The organism is Streptomyces sp. NBC_01003 (assembly GCF_045162695.1).
Taxonomy (GTDB): Bacteria; Actinomycetota; Actinomycetes; order Streptomycetales; family Streptomycetaceae; genus Streptomyces.
Genome location: NZ_CP108708.1, coordinates 175,703 through 195,891, shown reverse-complemented (window position 1 = coordinate 195,891; position 20,189 = coordinate 175,703). Strand labels below are relative to the sequence as shown.

Annotated in this window: 21 protein-coding genes; 9 read left to right on the top strand and 12 right to left on the bottom strand. The window is 69.4% G+C overall.

From position 1 onward, the window contains the following. The first annotated feature begins 206 nt into the window (after positions 1-206). Genes OG698_RS48700 through OG698_RS48690 form a run of 3 tightly spaced genes read left to right on the top strand, consistent with a single transcriptional unit; the run spans position 207 to position 3,189 of the window. Entirely contained in the window at positions 207-1,295 is a 1,089-nt protein-coding gene (locus tag OG698_RS48700) for a bifunctional DNA primase/polymerase (RefSeq protein ID WP_406111927.1), read from the top strand. Continuing rightward, the gene (locus tag OG698_RS48695) at positions 1,292-2,791 is read left to right on the top strand and encodes a phage/plasmid primase, P4 family (protein ID WP_331729557.1); all 1,500 of its coding nucleotides are present in this window, start codon (positions 1,292-1,294) and stop codon (positions 2,789-2,791) included. Before OG698_RS48700 ends, OG698_RS48695 begins: the two co-directional genes overlap by 4 nt. Beyond that, complete coding sequence (locus OG698_RS48690) at positions 2,788-3,189, top strand: DUF6009 family protein (protein WP_331729556.1); 402 nt, start codon at positions 2,788-2,790, stop codon at positions 3,187-3,189. The genes OG698_RS48695 and OG698_RS48690 overlap by 4 nt, the downstream gene beginning before the upstream one ends. Positions 3,190-3,286: 97 nt before the next feature. On the opposite strand, the gene OG698_RS48685 is transcribed toward OG698_RS48690, so the two are convergent. Continuing rightward, positions 3,287-3,676 (bottom strand): DUF3224 domain-containing protein, encoded by a 390-nt coding sequence (locus tag OG698_RS48685; RefSeq protein WP_331729555.1) that lies wholly within the window; start codon positions 3,674-3,676, stop codon positions 3,287-3,289. A gap of 423 nt (positions 3,677-4,099) precedes the next feature. Between OG698_RS48685 and OG698_RS48680 the strand changes: the two genes are divergently transcribed. Beyond that, the gene (locus tag OG698_RS48680; protein ID WP_331729554.1) at positions 4,100-4,228 is read left to right on the top strand and encodes a transposase; all 129 of its coding nucleotides are present in this window, start codon (positions 4,100-4,102) and stop codon (positions 4,226-4,228) included. Positions 4,229-4,481: 253 nt separating this feature from the next. Here the strand turns inward: OG698_RS48680 and OG698_RS48675 are convergent, their stop codons facing one another. The 3 genes from OG698_RS48675 to OG698_RS48665 all read right to left on the bottom strand — a co-directional run bounded on the left by OG698_RS48675 (position 4,482) and on the right by OG698_RS48665 (position 6,450). Further along, positions 4,482-4,829: a YciI family protein gene (locus OG698_RS48675; protein ID WP_331729553.1), complete on the bottom strand. Its 348-nt coding sequence runs from the start codon at positions 4,827-4,829 to the stop codon at positions 4,482-4,484. Positions 4,830-4,897: 68 nt separating this feature from the next. Further along, positions 4,898-5,767, bottom strand: a complete 870-nt coding sequence (locus OG698_RS48670; RefSeq protein ID WP_406111924.1) for a virginiamycin B lyase — start codon at positions 5,765-5,767, stop codon at positions 4,898-4,900. Between the two features lie 26 nt (positions 5,768-5,793). Beyond that, the gene (locus OG698_RS48665; protein ID WP_331729550.1) at positions 5,794-6,450 is read right to left on the bottom strand and encodes a CatB-related O-acetyltransferase; all 657 of its coding nucleotides are present in this window, start codon (positions 6,448-6,450) and stop codon (positions 5,794-5,796) included. Positions 6,451-6,659: 209 nt separating this feature from the next. Here OG698_RS48665 and OG698_RS48660 point away from each other — a divergent pair, with 209 nt between their 5' ends. Further along, positions 6,660-7,628, top strand: coding sequence for a LysR family transcriptional regulator (locus OG698_RS48660; RefSeq protein ID WP_406111922.1), 969 nt, complete (start codon positions 6,660-6,662; stop codon positions 7,626-7,628). A gap of 556 nt (positions 7,629-8,184) precedes the next feature. Here OG698_RS48660 and OG698_RS48655 read toward each other — a convergent pair. Together OG698_RS48655 and OG698_RS48650 are read right to left on the bottom strand one after the other, a co-directional pair. Then, positions 8,185-9,768: a multicopper oxidase family protein gene (locus tag OG698_RS48655; protein ID WP_406111920.1), complete on the bottom strand. Its 1,584-nt coding sequence runs from the start codon at positions 9,766-9,768 to the stop codon at positions 8,185-8,187. Further along, complete coding sequence (locus OG698_RS48650) at positions 9,765-10,145, bottom strand: hypothetical protein (protein ID WP_406111918.1); 381 nt, start codon at positions 10,143-10,145, stop codon at positions 9,765-9,767. The genes OG698_RS48655 and OG698_RS48650 overlap by 4 nt, the downstream gene beginning before the upstream one ends. Positions 10,146-10,436: 291 nt before the next feature. Between OG698_RS48650 and OG698_RS48645 the strand changes: the two genes are divergently transcribed. Together OG698_RS48645 and OG698_RS48640 are read left to right on the top strand one after the other, a co-directional pair. After that, entirely contained in the window at positions 10,437-10,583 is a 147-nt protein-coding gene (locus OG698_RS48645) for a hypothetical protein (protein WP_331729546.1), read from the top strand. Next, positions 10,580-10,951, top strand: a complete 372-nt coding sequence (locus OG698_RS48640) for a hypothetical protein (protein WP_331729544.1) — start codon at positions 10,580-10,582, stop codon at positions 10,949-10,951. The genes OG698_RS48645 and OG698_RS48640 overlap by 4 nt, the downstream gene beginning before the upstream one ends. A gap of 41 nt (positions 10,952-10,992) precedes the next feature. Here OG698_RS48640 and OG698_RS48635 read toward each other — a convergent pair whose 3' ends face one another. The 3 genes from OG698_RS48635 to OG698_RS48625 form a co-directional block, all read right to left on the bottom strand. Further along, positions 10,993-11,991 carry a methyltransferase gene (locus OG698_RS48635; RefSeq protein WP_331729543.1) on the bottom strand — a complete coding sequence of 333 codons (999 nt, stop codon included), beginning with the start codon at positions 11,989-11,991 and terminating at the stop codon, positions 10,993-10,995. A 13-nt stretch (positions 11,992-12,004) separates the two neighbouring features. Then, entirely contained in the window at positions 12,005-13,054 is a 1,050-nt protein-coding gene (locus tag OG698_RS48630) for a type III polyketide synthase (RefSeq protein ID WP_406111915.1), read from the bottom strand. A gap of 184 nt (positions 13,055-13,238) precedes the next feature. Next, entirely contained in the window at positions 13,239-13,691 is a 453-nt protein-coding gene (locus tag OG698_RS48625; RefSeq protein WP_331729540.1) for a MarR family transcriptional regulator, read from the bottom strand. Positions 13,692-13,828: 137 nt separating this feature from the next. Here OG698_RS48625 and OG698_RS48620 point away from each other — a divergent pair, with 137 nt between their 5' ends. After that, positions 13,829-15,253 carry an FAD-binding oxidoreductase gene (locus OG698_RS48620; protein ID WP_331729539.1) on the top strand — a complete coding sequence of 475 codons (1,425 nt, stop codon included), beginning with the start codon at positions 13,829-13,831 and terminating at the stop codon, positions 15,251-15,253. Positions 15,254-15,278: 25 nt separating this feature from the next. Here the strand turns inward: OG698_RS48620 and OG698_RS48615 are convergent, their stop codons facing one another. Further along, positions 15,279-16,538, bottom strand: a complete 1,260-nt coding sequence (locus OG698_RS48615) for a cytochrome P450 (protein ID WP_331729538.1) — start codon at positions 16,536-16,538, stop codon at positions 15,279-15,281. A gap of 256 nt (positions 16,539-16,794) precedes the next feature. Between OG698_RS48615 and OG698_RS48610 the strand changes: the two genes are divergently transcribed. After that, a complete protein-coding gene (locus tag OG698_RS48610; RefSeq protein WP_331729537.1) occupies positions 16,795-18,168 on the top strand; it encodes a condensation domain-containing protein in 1,374 nt (457 codons plus the stop codon). 69 nt (positions 18,169-18,237) lie between these two features. Here the strand turns inward: OG698_RS48610 and OG698_RS48605 are convergent, their stop codons facing one another. Together OG698_RS48605 and OG698_RS48600 are read right to left on the bottom strand one after the other, a co-directional pair. Further along, positions 18,238-18,918 (bottom strand): class I SAM-dependent methyltransferase, encoded by a 681-nt coding sequence (locus OG698_RS48605; RefSeq protein WP_331729535.1) that lies wholly within the window; start codon positions 18,916-18,918, stop codon positions 18,238-18,240. A 51-nt stretch (positions 18,919-18,969) separates the two neighbouring features. Continuing rightward, entirely contained in the window at positions 18,970-19,902 is a 933-nt protein-coding gene (locus tag OG698_RS48600) for an NADP-dependent oxidoreductase (protein ID WP_331729533.1), read from the bottom strand. Positions 19,903-20,189 lie beyond the last annotated feature (287 nt).

Genomic DNA, 20,189 nt, shown 5'->3' with positions numbered 1-20,189 from the left:
TCTGCTGCACCCCCTCTGAGCTGCGTCTTTGAGGGGGTGCCTCGGGAGCTGCTCACCCGCCTGCCGGTCGCTGCGTCGTGACGGCGGTCGCTTCGGCTCAGCGATCCTTTGCCGATCTTTGTTTCCCACTGGTCTCTTGCGTCTCTCCCACTTCGCTAATCTGACGCAGCGGCTTCGGTCGCTTCAGTCGCTGCATGGGGGTGCACATGGCGTTTGAACTGCTGGTTCCGGACAGCGACTCAGGGGGGCAGGCGCGCCGAGCGCTGGCGACAGCCCGCTGGTTCGCCGCTCGCGGCTGGCCCGTTCATCCGCTGGCGCCGGGCCGCAAGACGCCTGCGGGAAGCTGCGCGGACTGCCGTGTGCCCGGGCACAGTTACGAAGGATGCGGCTGCAAGGTCGAGGGCCGCTGGTGTCACGGATTCCGCGCCGCCACGCTCGATGCCGCCCGGATCAACCGGTGGTGGGGCGCCAACCCGCGTTTAGGCGTGGGGGTCTCCTGCGGTCCGGCGGGCCTGGTCGTCATCGACATCGACGCGCATGAGCGACAACTCCCGGACAGGGGAAACCTGTTGCCCGGGATCCCCATCGCGGAGCAGGTCGATCTGACCGGCCTCGCGAACGGCTTTCACACGCTCGGTGTCCTGGCCGCCCTGCGCGGCGCGACGAGCCCGGCGCAGGACACATCCACGATGCGCGTACGTACCCCTTCCGGCGGCCTGCACGTGTGGTACCGGGCCCAGCCGGGCCGGCGGTATCAGTGCTCCACCGGGTCCGGCGGCGGCCGCGCCCTGGCCTGGCAGGTCGACGTCCGGGCGCACGGCGGCTACATCGTCGCCCCGGGCACCGTCACCGACGCCGGCCCGTACACAGCGATGGGCCCCGTGCGTGAACCCGCGGCGCTGCCCGCCTGGCTCGCCCGCGAGCTGGACCGTACCGGGCATCTGCCGCGGCCGCCCGAGCCCCGGCCGGTCGTCCCCCGCGCGCGGCAGGCCGTCATCGCGGCGGGCGGCGGGCGGACCACGGCGAGCCGGGTGCTCCGGGCCTCGCTCGCCGACGTGAGCGCCTGTGCCGCCGTACCCGAAGGGGCCGCGTTCTCCGAGAAGTTGAACCGCGCCGCCTACATCGCCGGAGGGCTTGTCGCCGCCGGGCACCTTGACGCGGACGAGGCCGAGCGGTGCCTGACCGAGGCCGCGGCGCTGGCCCGCGGCGGACAGGAAAGGCGCTGCGCGTCCATCATCCGCAGTGGGCTGCGCGCGGGTCAGCTGCACCCGCTGCATCCGGGGGGTCGAAGGTGAGCGCACGCAACAAGGAGACGCTGTTCGACTTCGATGCCCAGGCCGTGGCCTCGCAGATCCTCGCCAATCCGGTGCTCCCACCCCGCCATGAACCGGGTGAGGGCGTCGTCGCCACCGCCGAAGGGCTGCTGCCCGACACTCTCAGCGACCGCGGCAACGCCAAGCTCTTCGTCCGCCTGTACGCCCGTGACTACCGGCACGTGCCGGGTCTTGGCTGGTTCCGCTGGGACGGCACACGATGGCAGGTCGACGAGGACGACACCGTGCTGTGGGCCGCGGGTGATCTCGCCGAGTCGCTGGCCACCGGCGACCCGCGCGGTGTGTTCGCTCCGCAGGGGCTGCAGCAGCACCGTCGCCGCGCGCTGAGCACCAGCGGCATGAACGCGATGCTCTCGCAGGCCAAGTCCGCGCCCGGCATGGTCCTCAACGCCGCCCGCCTGGACGCCGATCCGTACGCTCTGTGCACCCCGTCCGGCGTCGTCGACCTGCGGACCGGGGCGATCCACCGCGCCGATCCCGACAAGGACTTCCACTCGCGGTCCACCACGGCGGCGCCGCTGGCGATGCCGACGCCGCGCTGGGACCGCTTCCTCAGGGACACCTTCGGTGCGGATCCCGAGGGCGCGGAGATGATCGACTTCCTGCATCTGCTGCTGGGCTACTCCCTCACCGGAGACGTCGGCGGGCAGGTCATGCCGTTCCTCTTCGGCTCCGGCAAGAACGGCAAGTCGGTGCTGCTCGATGTGCTGATGAAACTCATCGGTGACTACGCCGATGCCGCCCCGCCCGGCTTCCTCATGGCCCGCCCTTACGAAGGCCACCCCACCGACCTGGCCGAACTCCACGGCCGCCGCGTCATCGTGTGCAGCGAGGTCAAGCCCGGAGACCGGTTCGACGAGGCGCGGGTCAAGCTGCTCACTGGCGGGGACCGGATCAAAGCGCGCCGCATGCGCCAGGACTTCTTCAGCTTCCAACCGACCCACAAACTATGGCTGTTGGGCAATCACCGGCCCGAAGTCGGCACGGGCGGCTTCGCGTTCTGGCGGCGGATGCGTCTCATCCCGTTCGAGCACGTCGTGCCCGACCACCGGAAGATCGACAACCTGGCCGACCTCCTCGTCACGGAGGAGGGCCCCGGCATCCTCAACTGGCTGATCGAGGGCGCCCGTCGCTATCTCGGCGGCGAGCGGGACCTCACCGGGCCCGAGCGCGTCCGCATCGCCACTACCGCGTACGCGGAGACCGAGGACCACACCGGGCGCTTCCTGAGCGAGTCCTGCCGTCTGGACACCGAACTGAGGGCCGAACAGGCGTGGCTGTACACGGCCTATAAGACGTGGTGTCAGAATGAGGGAGCCCCGCCCATCTCGTCACGCGCCTTCGCGGCCCGGGTCCGCGAAGTGCTGGGACTGGCATCGCCCAAGGCGATGATCCTTTCCAACCAGCGGAAGTACTACCCGGGCATCGGACTGGCGGCCGACGAGGAGAGAGCATGAGCGCCCTCATCACCGAGTACGAGATCGCGCACGAGGCCGATCTGGTCTGGCTCGAGGACATCGACACGCTGGACTACGTCCGCCAGAGCCTGGACCGGTTGCCCACCCGCCGAGGCAGGCCCGCCTACCACCGGGACGGCCGCATGGTCGGCTACGCGGTCCTCGACACGCAGGCCAAGCCGTCGCGGTCCTCGGGTACGTTCCGCCGCCGTGTCTTCTGGCTGCTGCCGCACGACCGGGACAGCGAGCCCGAGGGTCTGTACGCAAAGGGTGCCCCGGCCGAGGCCGTGGACCCGTGCACGCTCGGGCCCGGTGACAAGGGCCGCAAGACCGAGCGCTCGGAGGGTGGGCCGCCGTCCTCGGCCATGCGGGCGCTGGGCATCACGCTGCCGCTGTAGCACCGCATGCCCCCTCCGTTTCCGGTTCGGTGAGCGCCCCGGCCACGTCGAACCGGCGCCGCGCCCCGGGCTGCCGGGGCCATGGACCCGGCAGCCCTCAGAGCGTGTAGACCAGGGTGAGCACTTGGAACTGACGCTCCATGGCTCGCCCCGAGACACCCGTGAAGCCGCCGGTCCCAGAGTTGGGAACGATGCTCCCGTCGCTGCTCTGGTTATCCCCGTTGGCCAGCCCACTGTGCTGGATGACGAAGGTGCCCTGACGGCCGTCGAGGGTGCCCTCGATCCTCTCGGACGCCACGTAACCACCGCCCGCGGCTCCTTGGACCGTGAGCACCTCGGCAACGCCCGTGCCATCGATCACGCCGCTGTAGTGCTTCCGAATCGTGACCCGGGTCAGTTTGGGTCCCTCAGCAGGCTCCTCGTACACCTTCTCGTCGAAATCAATGATCTCGAACTTGGCCTCGACGGTGCGCTCTTGATCAGTCATGGCCAGCAAGGCTAGCCCGGGCCGTACCACTGTCGTTTGCCGGGCTCACGTCTGCCACCGGTGTTCGCAGTGACGGCCATCCGCTCATGACGCTTGGACGCCGGTGAACCGGGGCGGAGTATGTCATGCCAGACAGCGGTGATCACTGAAAGTAGTCGATGCCGATTGCGGCCCAACTGCTCGGCGGCGGCAGCACGTTCGGCGCGGCCGGCCGTCAGGTGCAGGTCGCCGTCTACCTCGTCAACGCCGGTGAGCGGGGGCACGCGGCGGTAGACAGGGAGCTGTACATCCCCGTCGCAGCGATTCAAGCGACCGTAGCGACTCAGATGAGGAGATTGCTGTCCGGGCCGGGTCCCGTCAGTGCATGTTCGCCGCAGAGTCGCTTGAGTCGCTGGACCCGGTGCGGGGGAGGCCGGTCGCTGGGTGGGCCGCCGGCGACCGGGCGTCGGCGGCGACCACTTCTGGTCACCGTCCTACTTCGCTGCCTCCGACGGCGGCGCACCCCTCAAGGTGATCAAGGAGTACATCGAAAACCAGAAGCGTCCCGAGTGAGCCATGGCTTCGGTTCCGCTGGACCAGCTGTCCCGGCGCTCCACGCCGCCCTCCACCCGGCTCCGCCGGTCACACCACCGCGACGCTCCGCGTCGCAGCCCCGAGATGCGTTCCTCCCAGGCGTGAACGCCCGGCGTTCCACGCAAGGATCCGCTGAACTCCGGTGGCGTGCGGTACGGCGTCAACGGTGCCGACGGAGGCTCCGAGGCGCGGCGCTCCCGTTCGAACCGCTCCGGTACGACGGTGGTTGAGCTCAGGCGGATTCGAGGAGCGGGCGGATCTCGATCGTCTCCGGAGTAGGCAGGGCCTTGGCCAGTTCGACGGCCTCCGCACGGTCGGCCACTTCGAGCACGAACCAGCCGCCGAGGGTCTCCTCGCCGGGGTGCGCGGGCCCGTCGGTCACTGATGACGCCCCGTCGGTCGTCTTGCGCACGGTCGCCGGGGCGTTGTGCTCGGTTTCCAGGGCGTCGCCGCCGACCAGCTTTCCGGCCGCCGCAAGCTTGCCGATCCAGGTCTGGTAATCCGCTCGGTAGGTGTCCCGGTCGGCCTGGATCCGGCGGCGTGACTCATCTGTCTCAAAGATCACGAGTGCGTATTTCACGGATGTTCCTCTCCGGCTGCCGTGCGGGCGGCCGTTGTTGACGTTGGCGGGTGTGAGGGAGTCGTTGGTCAGGTGGCGTTGTCCACAGGGGCGACGCGAGCCAGCGCACCGATCTCCAGAGCTGCCCACAAGGCGCCGTCGGGACCTGGGGTGATGCCGTGCGGCTCGGAGCCGGGGGTGGGCAGGTCGTGCACGGTGATGGTGCCGTCGGGAGTGATCGAGCCGACGCGGTTGCCGCCCCACTCGGTGAACCACGCAGTGCCGTCGTCGGCGACGGTGATGGCGTGGGGCCGGGCTGCGCGGTCGGGCAGCGGGAACTCGGTGACCCGGCCGTCGGGGGTGATCCGCCCGATCTGACCGGCGGAGATCTCGACGAACCACAGAGCCCCGTCGTGCCCCGCGGTGATGCCCACCGGAGCGGCGTCCTCGGTCGGCAGTGGGTGGAGGGCCACTGCGCCGTCCATGCCGATCCGCCCGACAGCGTTCGCCTGGTTGAGCGTGAACCACATCGCGCCGTCGGCGCCGGCGGTGATCGCGGAGGGGAACGCGCCCGTGACCGGGAGCGGGAACTCGGTGACCCGGCCGTCGAGGGTGATGCGACCGATGCGGTCGGCGGTGGTCTCGGTGAACCACAGGGCACCGTCCGGCCCTGCTGCGATACCGAAGGGCCCGCAGGCGGGGGTGGGTAGCGCGAAGTTGTCGATGACGCCGCCGGTGGTGATCCGCCCGATCCGGTGTGCCTGGTATTGGGTGAACCACAGGGCGTCGTCGGGGCCGTGGACAATGACGGTCGGCCCGCACGCGGGGTCGAGTTGGTGGCTCGTCGGTTGTCCGCCGGGGATCAGCCGACCTATGTGGCCGCTGCGTACCAGGGTGAACCACAGTGCGCCGTCCGGCCCGGTGGTGATGGCGTACGGTCCGGCTTCGCTGTCAGTCACAGCGTGCTCGTCGATGGACACCTGGGTCACAGGGGTTTCTCCAGACCGTGCTCGGCGGCGATGCGTGCGATGTCCGCGGGAGTTCCGGCCATGATAGTGCGGGCGTGTTCGGTGACCAGGTCGGTAGGCCAGTCCCACCATGCTGCGCGGAGGAGTCGCTCGACGTCGTCGTCGGTGAACCGCTGCCGGATCGGCCTGGCCGGGTTGCCACCGACGACGGTGTAGGGAGGGACGTCGGCGGTGATCAGGGCTCCGGCCGCGATGATGGCGCCGTCACCGATGTGCACGCCCGGCATGACGGTCGCCTGGTGGCCGAACCAGACGTCATTGCCGATGACCGTGTCCCCGCGGCTGGGCATGGCCGTGACGATGTCCAGGGTTTCCTCGGCCCAGCGGCCGCCGAACATGGTGAACGGGAAGGTGGACACACCCGCCGTCGGATGCTCCGCGCCGGCCATCAGGAAGCGGGTTCCCGTGGCGATCGCGCAGTACCTGCCGATGATCAGGCGCTCCGGCCCGTAGGCGTAAAGCACGTTGCGGTGCTCGAACTCCGTCGCGCCGCCGGGGTCGTCGTAGTAGGTGTACTCGCCGACGACGATCTTCGGCGAGGCTACCAGCGGTTTGAGGAACACCACCCGGTCGTGCGCGGGCAGCGGGTGAACGGTGGTCGGATCAGGTGCCAAGGCGAGGATCCTTTATGTGGTGCGGTCCGCGGCGGCGGACGATACGGACAGGAGAAAGGGGCGGACAGGCACGGCTGACGCTGTTCCCGGCCGGGTGCCGGGTGCCGGTGGGCCAGTGGGACTGGGCCGAGTCTCGTTTAGGCTGTTCGGCCGGAACAACACCAATTTCCGCAAGGCAGCCATAAGCGGGAGTGATAAATGGGGGAGCCGTGGAGCTGCGGGACATCGAAATCTTTCTGACGCTCGCCGAGGAACTGCACTTCGGCCGGACCGCGGAGCGGCTGCATCTCTCCCAGGCCCGCGTCAGCCAGTCCATCAGCCGGCAGGAACGCCGCCTGGACGGCGCCTTGTTCGACCGCAGCACCCGCACCGTGACACTGACGCCCTTGGGCCAGCGGCTGCGCGACGATCTCCACCCCGGCTACGGGTTGATCCGCAAAGCCCTGACCCATGCGGCGGAGACTGCCCGCGGTTGCTCCGGGACCGTGCGGCTGGGGACGATGGGCGCACTCCCCTCCGAATTGGCCTGGCTGGTCGAGGAGTTCTGCGCCCGCCACCCCCAGTGCAGTGTGGAGTTCGTGGAGTACCACTTCAGCGATCCGCTCGCCCTGATACGGGCCGGCGAGGTAGCGGCGCAACTGATGTGGCTCCCGGTGCCCGAACCCGGACTCCGGCTCGGGCCCGCAGTGCTGACGGAGGGCCGGGTCCTGGCTGTGGCCACGAGCTCCGATTTGGCGTCACGGGCTCGCGTGTCGCTTGAGGATCTGGCCGGTCGGACAGTTCCGGACCCCGGCACGCGTACTCCCGGGGAGTGGTTCCGGGCGATGTGCCCGGAGCGGACGCCGGGCGGGCGCCTGGTCCACCGCGGCCCGCAGGCGAGGACCTTCCACGAGGTCCTGGCACTGGTCGCCACCGGGCGCGTGGTCTGCCCGCTCAACGCCCACGTCCGCCGCTATTACAACTACCCCGGAGTGGTGCTGGTCCCGATCGATGATGCGCCACTCACCGAATGGGCGCTCGTTCTGCCCGAGTCCGCCCCCGCGCCGCATGTACGGGCGTTCATAGAGACCGCCCGCGAACTCGGGGCGCGTGAGATCGACAGGGGCGGAGCCCGTGAAGAGCGACCAGGACGAGCCACAGCTGGTCATGGTCCACACTCCTCAGCGCCCGACAACTGAGCCCGACAGGAAGAAACCGGCCCAACCGCACCGTGTTGGCCTCGGCGTTTCGGTTGCACCGAAGCGGCGTCGCTGACCACCAACTGTGGAGTGGGCGAGGCAATTCTGTTGCCTGGGCATCGCGAAGGCCCGGCGCGGTGGTCGGGTTCTCCAAGGTCCTTCGGGTCATGAGCGGTCAGGTATTCGCCGGTCAGCCGACGGGGCGGGGTAGTGCGGCGAGGCGGTGGACGGCCGTGCACCGGGCCGAACACCTCGGCCTGGTCCCGCAGCACGGCCAGATCCGTAACGGCCTCGCCGCCGTCGGCAAGCATCACCGCGAGCTGGAAGCACGGCCGGCCGGATCAGGGATGTCGGCGCGTTCTCCGGGGCGGGGCGTGAGGGCTGACGTGACGGATGCCGAACGACCGATGGACCTGCTCGAGAGACCCGACAACGTGGTGCTCCGCATCCGCTGGTGGGCGCTCGGGCCGCGCGGGAGGGTGGCCGCCGCGTCGGGAGTGCGTGCCTGTGCGGCCCCGGACATGTCCGGGGCCGCCTGCCGGTGGCGGGGGTGGGGCTACTCGGTGATGAAGTCGCCCATCATGGCCATGTCCTCGTGTTCCAGGTTGTGGCAGTGGATCATGAAGGCGCCGGGGTAGTCCGTGAACCGGGTGACCACCTCGACGGCCTCGGCCGGACGCAGGTCCACGGTGTCCTTCCAGCCGTGGTCGAACGCCCCGATGCCGTGGCCGTCGCGCGACACCACCTGGAAGGGGTCCAGGTGCAGATGGACGGGGTGGTGGAAGTTCGTGGTGAACCGCCAGATCTCCACCTGGCCGAGCTTGGGGCGGGCCAGCGCGCGTCCCGGCTCGTACTCCTTGCCGTTGATCGTCCAGCCCGCGCTGGAGCCGCGGAAGTGGAAGTCGCGGGTGACTGCGGCCCGGCTCGGGTCGAGCCGGCGCACCTCGCTCAGCTTCTGCGGCACCCTCGTGTCGTCACGGGGGGAGCCCGAGCCGACGTCGAAGCGCATGACCTGGGCCGTCGAGCCGTCCCCGAAGCGGTTCAGCAGACGTACTTTGGTGCCCGGGCGGTAGCGGGAGAAGTCGACCACGACATCGAAGCGTTCGGCCGGGGCGATCTCCAGCGCGTCGTGGCGGCGGGGCGCATCCAGCAGTCCGCCGTCGCTGCCGATCTGTACGAAGCCGCCGCCGCCTTCGGGCTGCGGGTCCAACTCCAGTTTGTACAGACGGGCGTTGGAGGCGTTGAGGAAGCGCAGCCGGTAGCGCAGCCGGTCCACCTCGTGCACCGGCCAGGGAGCGCCGTTGACCAGGATGACGTCACCGAGCACGCCGTTCATGTAGGCGTCCGTGACTCCAGGAGTGCGCAACTTGCTGTCCACCCAGGGGTACTGGAACGACCCGTCCGCGGCGAACGAACGGTCCGCGATCATGAGCGGGATGTCCCGGTCGCCGCGGGGCAGCGGCAGCCGCTCCTCCTCGTCGTCGTGCACGAGGTGGAATCCGGCGAGACCCATCCAGACGGCCACGCCCGTGTAGCTCATGCGGTGGTCGTGGTACCAGAGCGTCGAGGCGCGCTGATCGAGGGGGTACGTGTAGCTGCGCGTGCCCTCGGTGAGGTCCATCGCGCCGTGGTCCATGGACATGCCGTGCGCTCCGCCGCTCATGTCCTGGTGGGCGCGGCGCATGTCGTAGGAGCCGTCGGCGGGCAGGATCAAGGAGGTCGGGTAGCCGTCGCTGGCTGCCGGGGTGTGGCCGCCGTGCAGGTGGACCACGGTGGGGCGGTCGAGTTCGTTGCGGTGGCGCACCACGGTGCGGCGTCCCGAGCGCGAGACGATCGTCGGCCCCGGGAAGGTGCCGCCGTACGTCCATGCCTTGGTGCGCAGTCCGGGCAGGATCTCCAACTCGGCGTGCTGCTGGGTGATTTCGTAACGGTCGGTGGTGCCGCTCGTCGACACCGGTTCCAGCACCCGGGGGATCGGCAGGGGCGTGCGGAAGGCGGCCGGCAGTTCGGCCTGGCTGGTCAGCACCTTGCCGGGGTGGCCCTCGCGCACGTAGCGGCTCAGTACCGGCCAGCCGGCCGCGGTCAGGGCGCCGGCGCCGAGCACCGCCCCGCCGGCGCCCAGGAGCGCGCGCCGCCTCACTTGACCGGCTCCGGCTGAACGGTCTCGTCCGGGGCGGGGACGGCCGGGGCCTCGGCGGGCAGCGGGGTGGTCATCACGCGCTGGCACAGCACCGCGACGGCGGAGACGAGGATGACGCCGAGCACGACGTGGGCGGCGACGCTGCGGCCGAGGCCGAGGGCTATCTGGCCCACGAGCGCCAGGACCATGACGACCGATGCGGGGAAAATCGATCTGGGCCCTCCGAAGCGGCGTACGAAGAAGGCGGCGACGGCCACCAGAAGGGCGACCACGGTGATGACACGGCCGAGTGTTCCGTGGATCGCCAGCATGTCGTAATGGCCGCCGAGAAAGCCTCCGGCCAAGGCGACCTGGACGAGCATCAGAATCGACTGCAATGCGGCAATGATGCGCAAGGACAGCAAAGATGAACGCAATGACATACCGAAGATCTAACCCGGATGCCCGGCGGCCTGCAACCCGAACTTGGCGTTTTGGGAAGGCAGTTGGGCGATCTCCAGGTGTTCTCCAGGCGTTCTCCAGATTGGCAAAGTCCGAATAGAGCCAGTGGGTGGGTCGAGATCGAGCCATGCGCTCTCGTGCGGGCCATGTGGCGTGCGCTGTCCGCCCGGTACGGGACACGTCTCATGGCTCCGGTGGCCACGGCCGCATTTTGGGGAGGGAATGCGATGACGGTGCTCACCCGCGACGAAATCCCCCGGCTGAGAAGGCTCGTCGCCGCTCCCGGTGGCGGATTGCGGCTGATGGGGTTCCCGTTCGCCGGAGGTTCGGCCGGCTTTTTCCGGCCGCCCGGCGATTGCGTCGGCACCGTATGACGAAGACCCTTGCCACGCAGTGTCGTCCGGGACGTCGAGAGCGGCGCCGCAAGCCCTGGTCCCTCCGGCCCGCAGCTCGGGTCCTCGCCGCCGGGTTCGGCTTCGGGGCCGCCGTCGTGTGCCGTGGCATCGGCCGGGCCGTCGGCCTGCCGACCGCACTGGCTGCGATGTCGGTGCAGGCGATCGGACGCGCTGCTCGCCCGGTCTTCGTTGTGCCGGGCGGCGCGGTCGTGCCGGTCCGCCGAATCGCCGCGGATCGCCCGTGCCGCGCGGGCAGGAAGGAGCACCTGGGCATGAACGTCCCAGCCCTCACCGACCCCTTCGGCAGACTGCCGCGGGCCTGCCCGGCACTGCCCGGCCCCCCGTGATTCTGACCGCGGCCGGCACCCACGGTGTCCTCAGGGGCCGGCTAGTGGGCGATGACGAGCGTGGCGGGGGAGGCGGTGGGGTGGAAGGACACCTTCTCGAAGCCGGCTTCGGCCAGCCAGGCGGCGTAGTCGGCGCGGCGCCATGTTCCGCCTTTGTTGCTCTTGAGCAGCATTTCCGAGGCGAAGAGGAGCGGGAAGGAGGGGCCGCTGCGGTCGTCCTCGACGACGTAGTCGCAGACGACGAGGGCGCCGCCGGGTTTGAGGGCGTCGCGGAGCTTGGCGAAGACCGCCACGTTGTCCTCGGGGCCTTCCTGGTGGGCGACGTGTGAGTACAGGGCCACGTCGTAGGCGGCGGTGTCGAGTGGGACGGTGTGGAAGTCGCCGTCCAGGCACGTGAACCGGTCGGCCAGGGAGTGCTGCGCGAGCAGCCGGCGGGCGATGGCGTTGATGGGTCCCCAGTCGAGCTGCGTCGCGCGGGCGGCGGGGTTGAGCCGGAGCCAGACGGACGAGAAGATGCCCGACCCGCCGCCCACGTCGAGGATCGAGAGTTCCTCGCGCTCGGCCAGGCCCAGCACGTCGGCGGCGGTCTGTGCTGCGCTGACCGACAGGCCCGCGATGGCGGTGACGACCTTCTCCCAGTGGGGGTTGTCGGCCACCTCCACCATCGGGCCCGCCAGCGGGCCCCCGGCGCGGAACACCTCGAGCCGGCCCGCCAGTTTGTCCATCTCGGCCAGCTTGAGCTGCGCGAAGCCGCTGATGTCGGTGGGCTGCCCCTCGACCAGGTACAGCTCGGCTTCCGGGGTGTTGCGGTAGGTGCCGTCGTGCGTCTGGAGCAGCCCCAGGCCGACGAGCCCGTCGAGGAGGGACTGCACACCGCGCTCGGCCATGCCGGTCTTCGCGGCCAGTTGGCCGGCGGTGTCCAGCCCGCCGTGGATGAGCGTGAACAGCGAGTGTTCCGTCGCCACACCGAGGATGCCGGTGGCCCAGTAGCCGCTGGCGATCTCCAGGATGCGGCTTGGGGAAGGCAGGTTGCCCGTCATCTTGTCCTTCTCCTCACAGGGATGCCGGCACGGCCTGCCGGCGTAGGTCCGCGGTGATCGCCGGCGCCTCAACGCGCCAGCTGCCGACGGCCATTTCGGCGGTGATGCCGGGGCCGAAACCTGCGATCACACCGGTGGCGTTCGGGGTCATCGTGTCTTCCTCGAACAGCCTGCGCAGCGCGTCGAGTACGACCGCGCTGGCGATGTTCCCGTATTCCGTGAGCGTCGCCCAGCTGTGCCGGAACATCTGGAGATCGACACCCAGGAACGTGCTCAGATCGGCGAGGATGCGCGGGCCGCCGGCGTGGATGATGTAGAAATCCAGGCCGGCGATGTCCCAGCCATGGCTCATCGCGAGTTCACGCAGCACCGGAGCGAGTGGCTTCATCGTCCCGGGCACCCGGCGGTCCAGCTGGAAGTGGAAGCCGGTGGACCGCACGGCGTAGGAGATCCAGTCCTCGGTACCCGGGATGATGTAGGAGGCATTGCGTTCCAGCGAGATCCCGGTGCCGCCGCTCCCGCGCACCACGGCGGCCGCCACCGCGTCGCCGAACAGCCCGTCGGACAGCAGCGAGCCGATACCGTCGTCGTCGGGCTGGTAGCACAGCGAGCACAGTTCGCAGGAGACGATCAGGACGTTGCTCCGCGGGTAGGCGGTGCAGAAGTCGTGGGCCCGGTTGATCGCGGCGCCGCCGGCGGCACAGCCGAGCTGGGCGATGGGTATCTGCCGGGTGTCGGTGCGGAATCCCATGTTGTTGATCAGCCATGCCGTCATCGACGGCATCAGGAACCCGGTGCAGGACACGAAGATGATCGCGTCGATGTCCCGGGCGGTCAGCTGGGCGTTTGCCAGGGCCTCTTCGATGACCTTCGGGCATCTCTTCTTGGATTCGACCTCGAATATCCGGTTGCGCTCCTCGAGGCCGGGATGGCGGAGCGTCTTCTCGATCGGCTGCACGACGTGCCGTTTTTGCACACCCGTGTTCCTGATCAACCGAAGCGCCAGTGGCAGCTGTGGCTTCCCGCGGTGAGTCTCCTCGGCGAACTTCAGGGTTTCTTCCATGGTGATGACGTATTCCGGCACATCCACCGACGGTTTGCATAGCGTTGGCATATCCGTGGAGTCCACCTTCTGGGAAGTCGGCTCGGAGTTCGACACCTCCGTACCCTTGCCCACCGCGCTTGCGATCGGCTTGAAGCGGACTTGGGCTCCAGCGCGTCGGTTGTGAACGGGCCGACGCCGGCCGCTACTCGTCCCGGCGCGTGATGATCTCCTCCAGCATCCGCCGCAGCATGTCGATCCCGTCCTGGCCGAACTGCCGGGCCCACATCCGCTCCATGTCCCCGAGGATCCGGGCGGCCGCGAGCTGGCCCGCCTGGCCCCGCTCGGTCAGCCGGATGAGTTTGGCCCGGCGATCGCGGGGGTCCGCGGTCCGCTCGACGTAGCCGAACCGCTCGAGCTCGTCGACCACTTCGGCGATGGCCTGCTTGCTGAACCCGGACCGTTCGGCGAGCACGGTGAGCCGCGAGCCCTCCGGGTCGATGAACCGGAAGACGGAGCCGTGCCGGAACCGGACCCCCTCGAATCCCTCGTCGTGCAGCTGCCGGTGGAGTTGGTCGATGGTGAGGTCCTTGGCCTGCGCGAGCAACGTGGGCAGCGGCACCTGGCGCTCGCCCGGCTTCTCCGGTCGCGTGGTCATCTCGGGCGCACCTTTCTGGCACAGCCAAGTCGTCAGGGGGCTTGACTAAAAAGTAGTACGGTTGCTTGACTAACTCTAGCGGCATCGGAAACTCGACCGCGAGACACGGCGCGACACCGGTTGTGAAGGGAAGAGTCATGAGCACTTCGGGCGAGGAGAACCGCAAGACCACCGGCTTCGACGGCGAGGCCCTCGAAGCCTTAGGCAAGCGGGTGATGGGGCCGGTGCTGACTCCGCAGGACGAGCAGTACGACGCGGAGCGCGCAGGGAACCAGACCGCCCGTTCGCATCGGCCCGCGATCCTGGTGGGCGCGGTCGGCCCCGCTGACGTGCAGCAGGCGGTGGAGTTCGCCAACCGCCACGGGCTTCCGGTGGCGGTGCAGGGCACCGGGCACGCGCTGGCGGCCGTCGCCGCCGAGGGCGGAGTCCTCATCAACACGTCCCGGATGACCGGCGTCCGCGTGGACGCGGAAGCGGGCACCGCGTGGGTGGCGGCCGGGGTGCGCTGGGACCAGGTGATCCACGAAGCGGCGTCGGCCGGTCTTGCACCGCTGGCGGGCTCGGCCCCGGGGGTCGGCGTGGTGTCGTACACCCTCGGGGGCGGCCTCGGACTGCTATCGCGGCGTTACGGATACGCCGCCGACCACGTGCGCAGCATCGACGTCGTCACGGCGGACGGGCGGCTGCGGCAGGTCACGCCGACGTCGGACCCGGACCTCTTCTGGGCGCTACGCGGCGGCCGGGACAACTTCGGTGTGGTCACCGGAATCGAGATCGACCTCATGCCGGTCCCGACGCTCTACGGCGGTGGCCTGTTCTTCGACTTCGCGTCGGCCCGCGAGGTCCTTGACACGTACGTGAAGTGGTCGGCCGGCATGCCCGATGAGATGACCTCCTCGGTCGCGGTGATCTCCTTCCCCGACGCGCCGGTGCTCCCGCCGCCGCTGCGCGGTCGCCATGTCGTCCACGTCCGCATCGCCTACTCGGCGGAGGACCTCAGCGCCGGCAAGGACCTGGTGGCGCCGCTGCGGGCACTCAACCCCTTCAACGACACGGTCCGTGAACTGCCGTACAGCGAGGTCGGGACGATCCACAACGACCCGCCCGTGCCAGGCACCTTCGAGTCGGCCACCACCCTGCTGGGCGAGCTCGACGCCGACGCGGTCCGCGCCCTCCTGAACCTGGTCGGACCGCACGCGCCGGTGCCGCACGTCGTCGAGCTGCGTCACCTCGGCGGCCGGCTCACCCGCCCGGCCGATGTCGCGAACGCGGTCGGCAACCGCGACGCGCACTACTTGGTGAACGTGGTGTCGCGGCTGGAACGCGCCGACATCACCGACATCCAGCCCGCGCACGAGCGCCTCCTCGAGGCGATCGCACCCTGGAGCACCGGAGGCCGGGCCCTGACCTTCCTGAACGGGCGGCGGGACACCGAGTACGTGCGCTCCGCGTACGACCCCGAGGACTACCAACGCCTCACCGAGATCAAGGCCGCCTACGACCCGGAGAACATCTTCCGGCTCAATCACAACATCCCGCCGGCTGCCCCCGGGCGAGCCTAGGGCACGTCCCGCCCGGGGAAGGGCTTCAGCGCTTCTCCGGGCCGAGGTGTACGGGCAGGCCCGTGACGGAGTTGGAGAAGATCGACGGCACCGCGGACAGTTCGGCGGGATCGACGGCGAGCCGGAGTTCGGGGTAGCGGGCGAACAGCGGGGGGAGCGCGGCCATCCCCTCGAACCGGGCCAGGGCGGGTCCGATGCAGACGTGCGGCCCGCTGCCGAACGCCATGTGCCGCTTGACCGGACGCGTGATGTCGAACTGGTCGGCGGTCTCGCCGTACTGTCGCGGGTCACGGTTGACGCCGCTCCAGGGAGCGAGGATGGCGTCCCCCTTGGGGATGGTGACGCCGGCCACCGTGATGTCCTCGGTCGGAAACCGGGCCGGGAAGTTGCCCACCGGGGAGTCCCAGCGCAGGGTCTCCTCGATGACCTCGCTCCAGACAGCGGTGTCGCCGCCGCGGACCATCGCCAACTGGTCCGGGTGGGTCAGCAGGGCGCGTGTGGCGTTGACGATCAGGCTGATCGAGGTTTCGTGACCGGCGCCGATGAGAGTCCACAGTGTGTCTTCGAGTTCTTCGTCGGTGAACGCGTCATCGGCCTCGTCGTTGCCGGCGGCGATCAGCGCACTGGTCAGGTCGTCCGCCGGCTCGGCGCGTCGCATGGCGAACAGGCGCTGGAACAGTTCGTGCCGCTCCTGCTGAGCGGCGAGGAACTGCTCGGCGGTCGTGTCGGCGCGTATGACGGTGTCGATGAGCGCGCGGAACCGTGACCACCACGCTTCGGGCACGCCTATGAGTTCGCATATCACCTGCATGGGGAACGGGTAGGCGTAGTGCCGCCGCAGATCGACCGTGCCGTCCGGCGCGGCCTGGTGGGGCAGGTCGTCCAGCATCGTGGCCACGATCTCGTCGATGCGCGGTCCCATGCGCTCGACCCGGGCCCGGGTGAAGGAGCGGGTCAGCGGGCGGCGCAGCCGCCGGTGCTCCGCGCCGTCACGGGCCATCAGATTGTTCAGCCGGATCATGCCGAGCAGCGGCCAGTCCTCGGGGATCTCGCCACGGCGCAGGGCCTCCCAGTTGCGCCAGTCCCGCCCCACCCTCGGGTCGGCGGTGAGCTCGGCGAGCAGCGCGTAGTCGGTGACCACCCACATGCGGACGCCACCAGGAAGCACGGCGCGGACGACCGGGCCGAGATCGCGCATCAGGGCTGCCTCACCATGGCGATCGGTGCCCAACGGGTCGATGGGAAAGAGCGGGAGAGAGGTCTGACTGAGCGTCGTGTCGGTCATGGTGACGTTCCTCCTGGCTGACTTGAGGCCGGACCGTGGCCGACTTGAGGTCGGATCCTGGCCGACTTGAGCGCGGAACGAAAATGCCACCAGAGTTCACTTGGGAACGACTAACCATCGACCACAATTCGCAGGTCAACCGCCTGTATGACATAGGTCATCGGCTACTCGATCGATATTCAATGAACCGTTGCTAGCCTCCTCCGACCATCCGATCAGGTATCGGACGTGCGAAGAGTGATGGGGAGTGTCTGCCATGAATGCATCGAGCGCCCTGACGGAAAATGACACCGGCGGGCGCGTAGCCACGTCGCGCGAGTTGAGCCCGGGGGAACGCTGGTACTGGATCATCGATCAGCTCTCCACGCTCAACGTCTGCGCCCGCGTCCATATCGAGGGGGAGCTCTCGGCGGAGGTGCTGCGCACCGCACTCGGCGCGCTGCAGGACCGCCATCCGCAGCTGCGGATGGCCATAGCGGACACGTCGCCGGAACCGGCGGGTGGCGGGCCGCGGTTCGTGCCGACGGACCTGCCGATTCCGCTGCGCGAGGTGCACCTGACCGGCTCCGAGGACTCGCGATGGGCGAGTGAAGTGGACGGCCACGAGCTGACGGATTCCCTTGACTGGAGGTCCGGCCCCCTGGCTCGCGCCGTCCTCGTCAGCGGGCCGGAGCAGAGCCACGACCTCATCCTCACCGTCCCGCACTGCATTGCGGACGGGACGACCGCACTCTCCCTGCTGCGTCAGTGGGTACGGCTCGCCGCCGCGCCGCCGGCGCCCGGCCGGACCGCCGTCGCGCGCGGACCCGTTCCGGAGCCGTTCGAAGCCCTCTTCCCGGAGCGCTTTCGCGTGGCGCCCCACGCGCAGTCCGACGAGGGGGCGGCCGACGGGGCAGACACCGCGGCGGCCACGGACGCCGTGGGCCGGCTGGAGCCGGAGCGATTCGTGCCCTTCGACCAGCGCCGGACGCGGATGCTGCACCGGTCCCTCGGAGGCGACGTGCTGGAAGGGCTCACGCTCGCGTGCAAGCGGGAAGGTGCCACGTTGCACGGTGTGCTGGCCGCGGCGATGGCCTGTGCGGTGGCCCGCGACGCCGGAGCCGCGCCACCCGCGCAGTTCGCGGTCGGCTCCCCGGTCGCCCTCCGGGACGAGCTTCGGCGTGCGGTGTCCGAGGACGAGGTGGGCTGCTTCGTGTCGGCGCTGCACTCAGTGGTGCGCTACGAGCCCGACGACCTCTGGTCGATGGCTCGGTTCATCAAGGACGACATTGCCGCGCGCAAGAAGCTCGGCGAACAGTATGAGGTGTTCAGCCTGCTCGCCGCCCAGGGACCGACCGGCGTCGCCGACAGCGAGCCCTTCGTCCGGCACTTCGAGGAACACGGGCCCTTCAACTTCTTCGTGTCCAACATCGGGCGATTCGAGTTCCCCGCCGAACTCGGCGCCTGGCGGCTCTCCGGGGCGCAGTTCGTGGGCGGGATCTCGGTGGTCGGCTACTTCGGCTCCTCGGTGACCACCAGCCAGGGTCAACTCTCGTGGAATTTCACCTATATCGACGGGGCCGTGTCCCGGGAGCGTGCCGAGCGCCTCGTCGACGACAGCGTCAGCATGGTGATCGCGGCGGGGAAGTAGCCACGGGAACGAGTCGGCCGCGGCCACATCGGGGATGAACCCGGTGGTCGCGGCCGGTTGCTTCCTGCGTCAGCCGAGCTTGAGGGCCAGCTGAACTCCCTGGTGGACCGGGAGAGTTATGGAGAGGTATCCATTGGCCGGATCGTTGATGTAGTCGCGGAACTCCTCGTAGACTCCGCGGCCGATGTCGAGGTCGACGTCATCGACGATCACCAGGGCGCCCGGCCGCAGCCGGGGTTCCACGATCTGGAGAATCGGGAGCCGGAGATCGAGCCATCCGTCGAGCAGCAACAGGTCGACCGGCCCGGGCAGTTCCCGCAGTGTCTCCCGGGCGTCACCGACCCGCAGGTCGACGAGATCGCCGAGCCCGGCGGCGGCGAAATTCTCCGTCGCCCGTCGTGCCTTGTCCTGCTGCAGCTCGGTGGTGATCACCTGACCGCCGTCGTTGTCGCGCACCGCGGCCGCCAGATAGAGCGTCGAGATCCCGAAGGAGGTGCCGAACTCGACGACGGTCCGTGCCTTGACGGCCCTGGTGAGCAGGTAGAGCAGTCGCCCGCCCTCCCTGGACACGGACATGATGATGTCCTTCGTGCGTTCCGCCATCTCGGCGGCGCTCATCCCGACGGGAAACTCACCGCCCAGGTCCACGCCGGCCGCCGCCCATTCGGCCGCCAGATCCTGCTTGTCCTCGGCTGCCAGCAGCCGGTTCAGGGTTGATGCGACAGCGTCCGATTCCAACGTCGAAGACATGCGCACACTGCTCCTTGTTCTTGTGGCTGCGGCCGTCGCCGAGCCACCGGTTCAGGGGATCAGGACGGTCTTGCCGGGCAGCTTCTGGGCGGCGAGCTCCTCGTGCACTGCGCGGAGCTCGGTCAGGGGGCGCCGCTGCGCCACATGGATCTTCAGGTCACCGGCGTCCACCCGGGCAACCAGTTCGGCGAGTTGTCCCGCGTCGCTGCGCCCGAAGACCTGCAGGTTCCGCACCCCGCGCTCGGTGTGCGCCAGGCCCGGGGGAACGGTGTTGGCGAAGGCGCCGCCGTCGACGACCAGATCCACCAGCTGCGTGAGCTCTGCCGGGGAGAGGAACACCAGGTTCAGCACCACGTCGAACTGCTCGCCGGCCACCGCCTCCTGGAGCGGAGTGGCGGTGTAGTCGATGATCCGCTCGGCTCCGTAGGACCGGACGCGGTCACGGCTGCCGGCGCCTGCGGTCGCGGTCACCGACGCGCCGGCCTGTGCCGCGAGCTGGACGGCGTACCCGCCCACCGCGCCGCCGGCACCGTTGATGAGGACGGTCTGGCCCGCTGTCAGTCCGACGTGCTCGAACAGCGCCTGCCAGGCGGTCAGTGCGACGGACGGCAGTGCCGCGGCGTCGGGCAGGTCCCCCGTACGCGGAGCGGCCGTCAGCGTCTTTGCAGGTGCCACGGCGTACTCGGCGGCAGCGCCGGGCCCGTCGATCGGCAGCCATGTCACCACCGCGTCGCCCACATTCCAGTCGCTCACACCGTCGCCGACCTCGGTGATGACACCTGCGACGTCGTAGCACGGCACGTGCGGCAGAGCCAGTTTGAACACCTCCCTGACGTAACCGGCACGCAGCGAGGCGTCAACGGGGTTCACCCCCGCGCCGGCGACGCGCAGCACGACCTGGCCCGCACCGGCCTGGGGGCGGTCCGACTCTTCGTGGACCAGAACGTCGGAGTCGCCATAGGAATGGAAACGCACTGCCTTCATGATCAGCCTCTCTTCATCATTGCTTCGAACTCGAGCAGCTCGCCGACGGCGTCGCCCATGACGGTCCGGCCCAGTTCCGCAGCCCCCGAAAACGTCATGCGAGCCGGATGTCCTGGGGCGAGGGCGTGTGGGGGGACCGGAATGCGTGACGATTCGAACCGGGCGCTCACTGGATCGCTGAGCACCCTCCCAGTTATTAGCATCCGAACCACGGCGCCGACCAGATGAATTAGCGGAATCCGAGCGCATTTCGAGGAGCGCTCAAGCGAGTTTTGAACCGGTGTCCG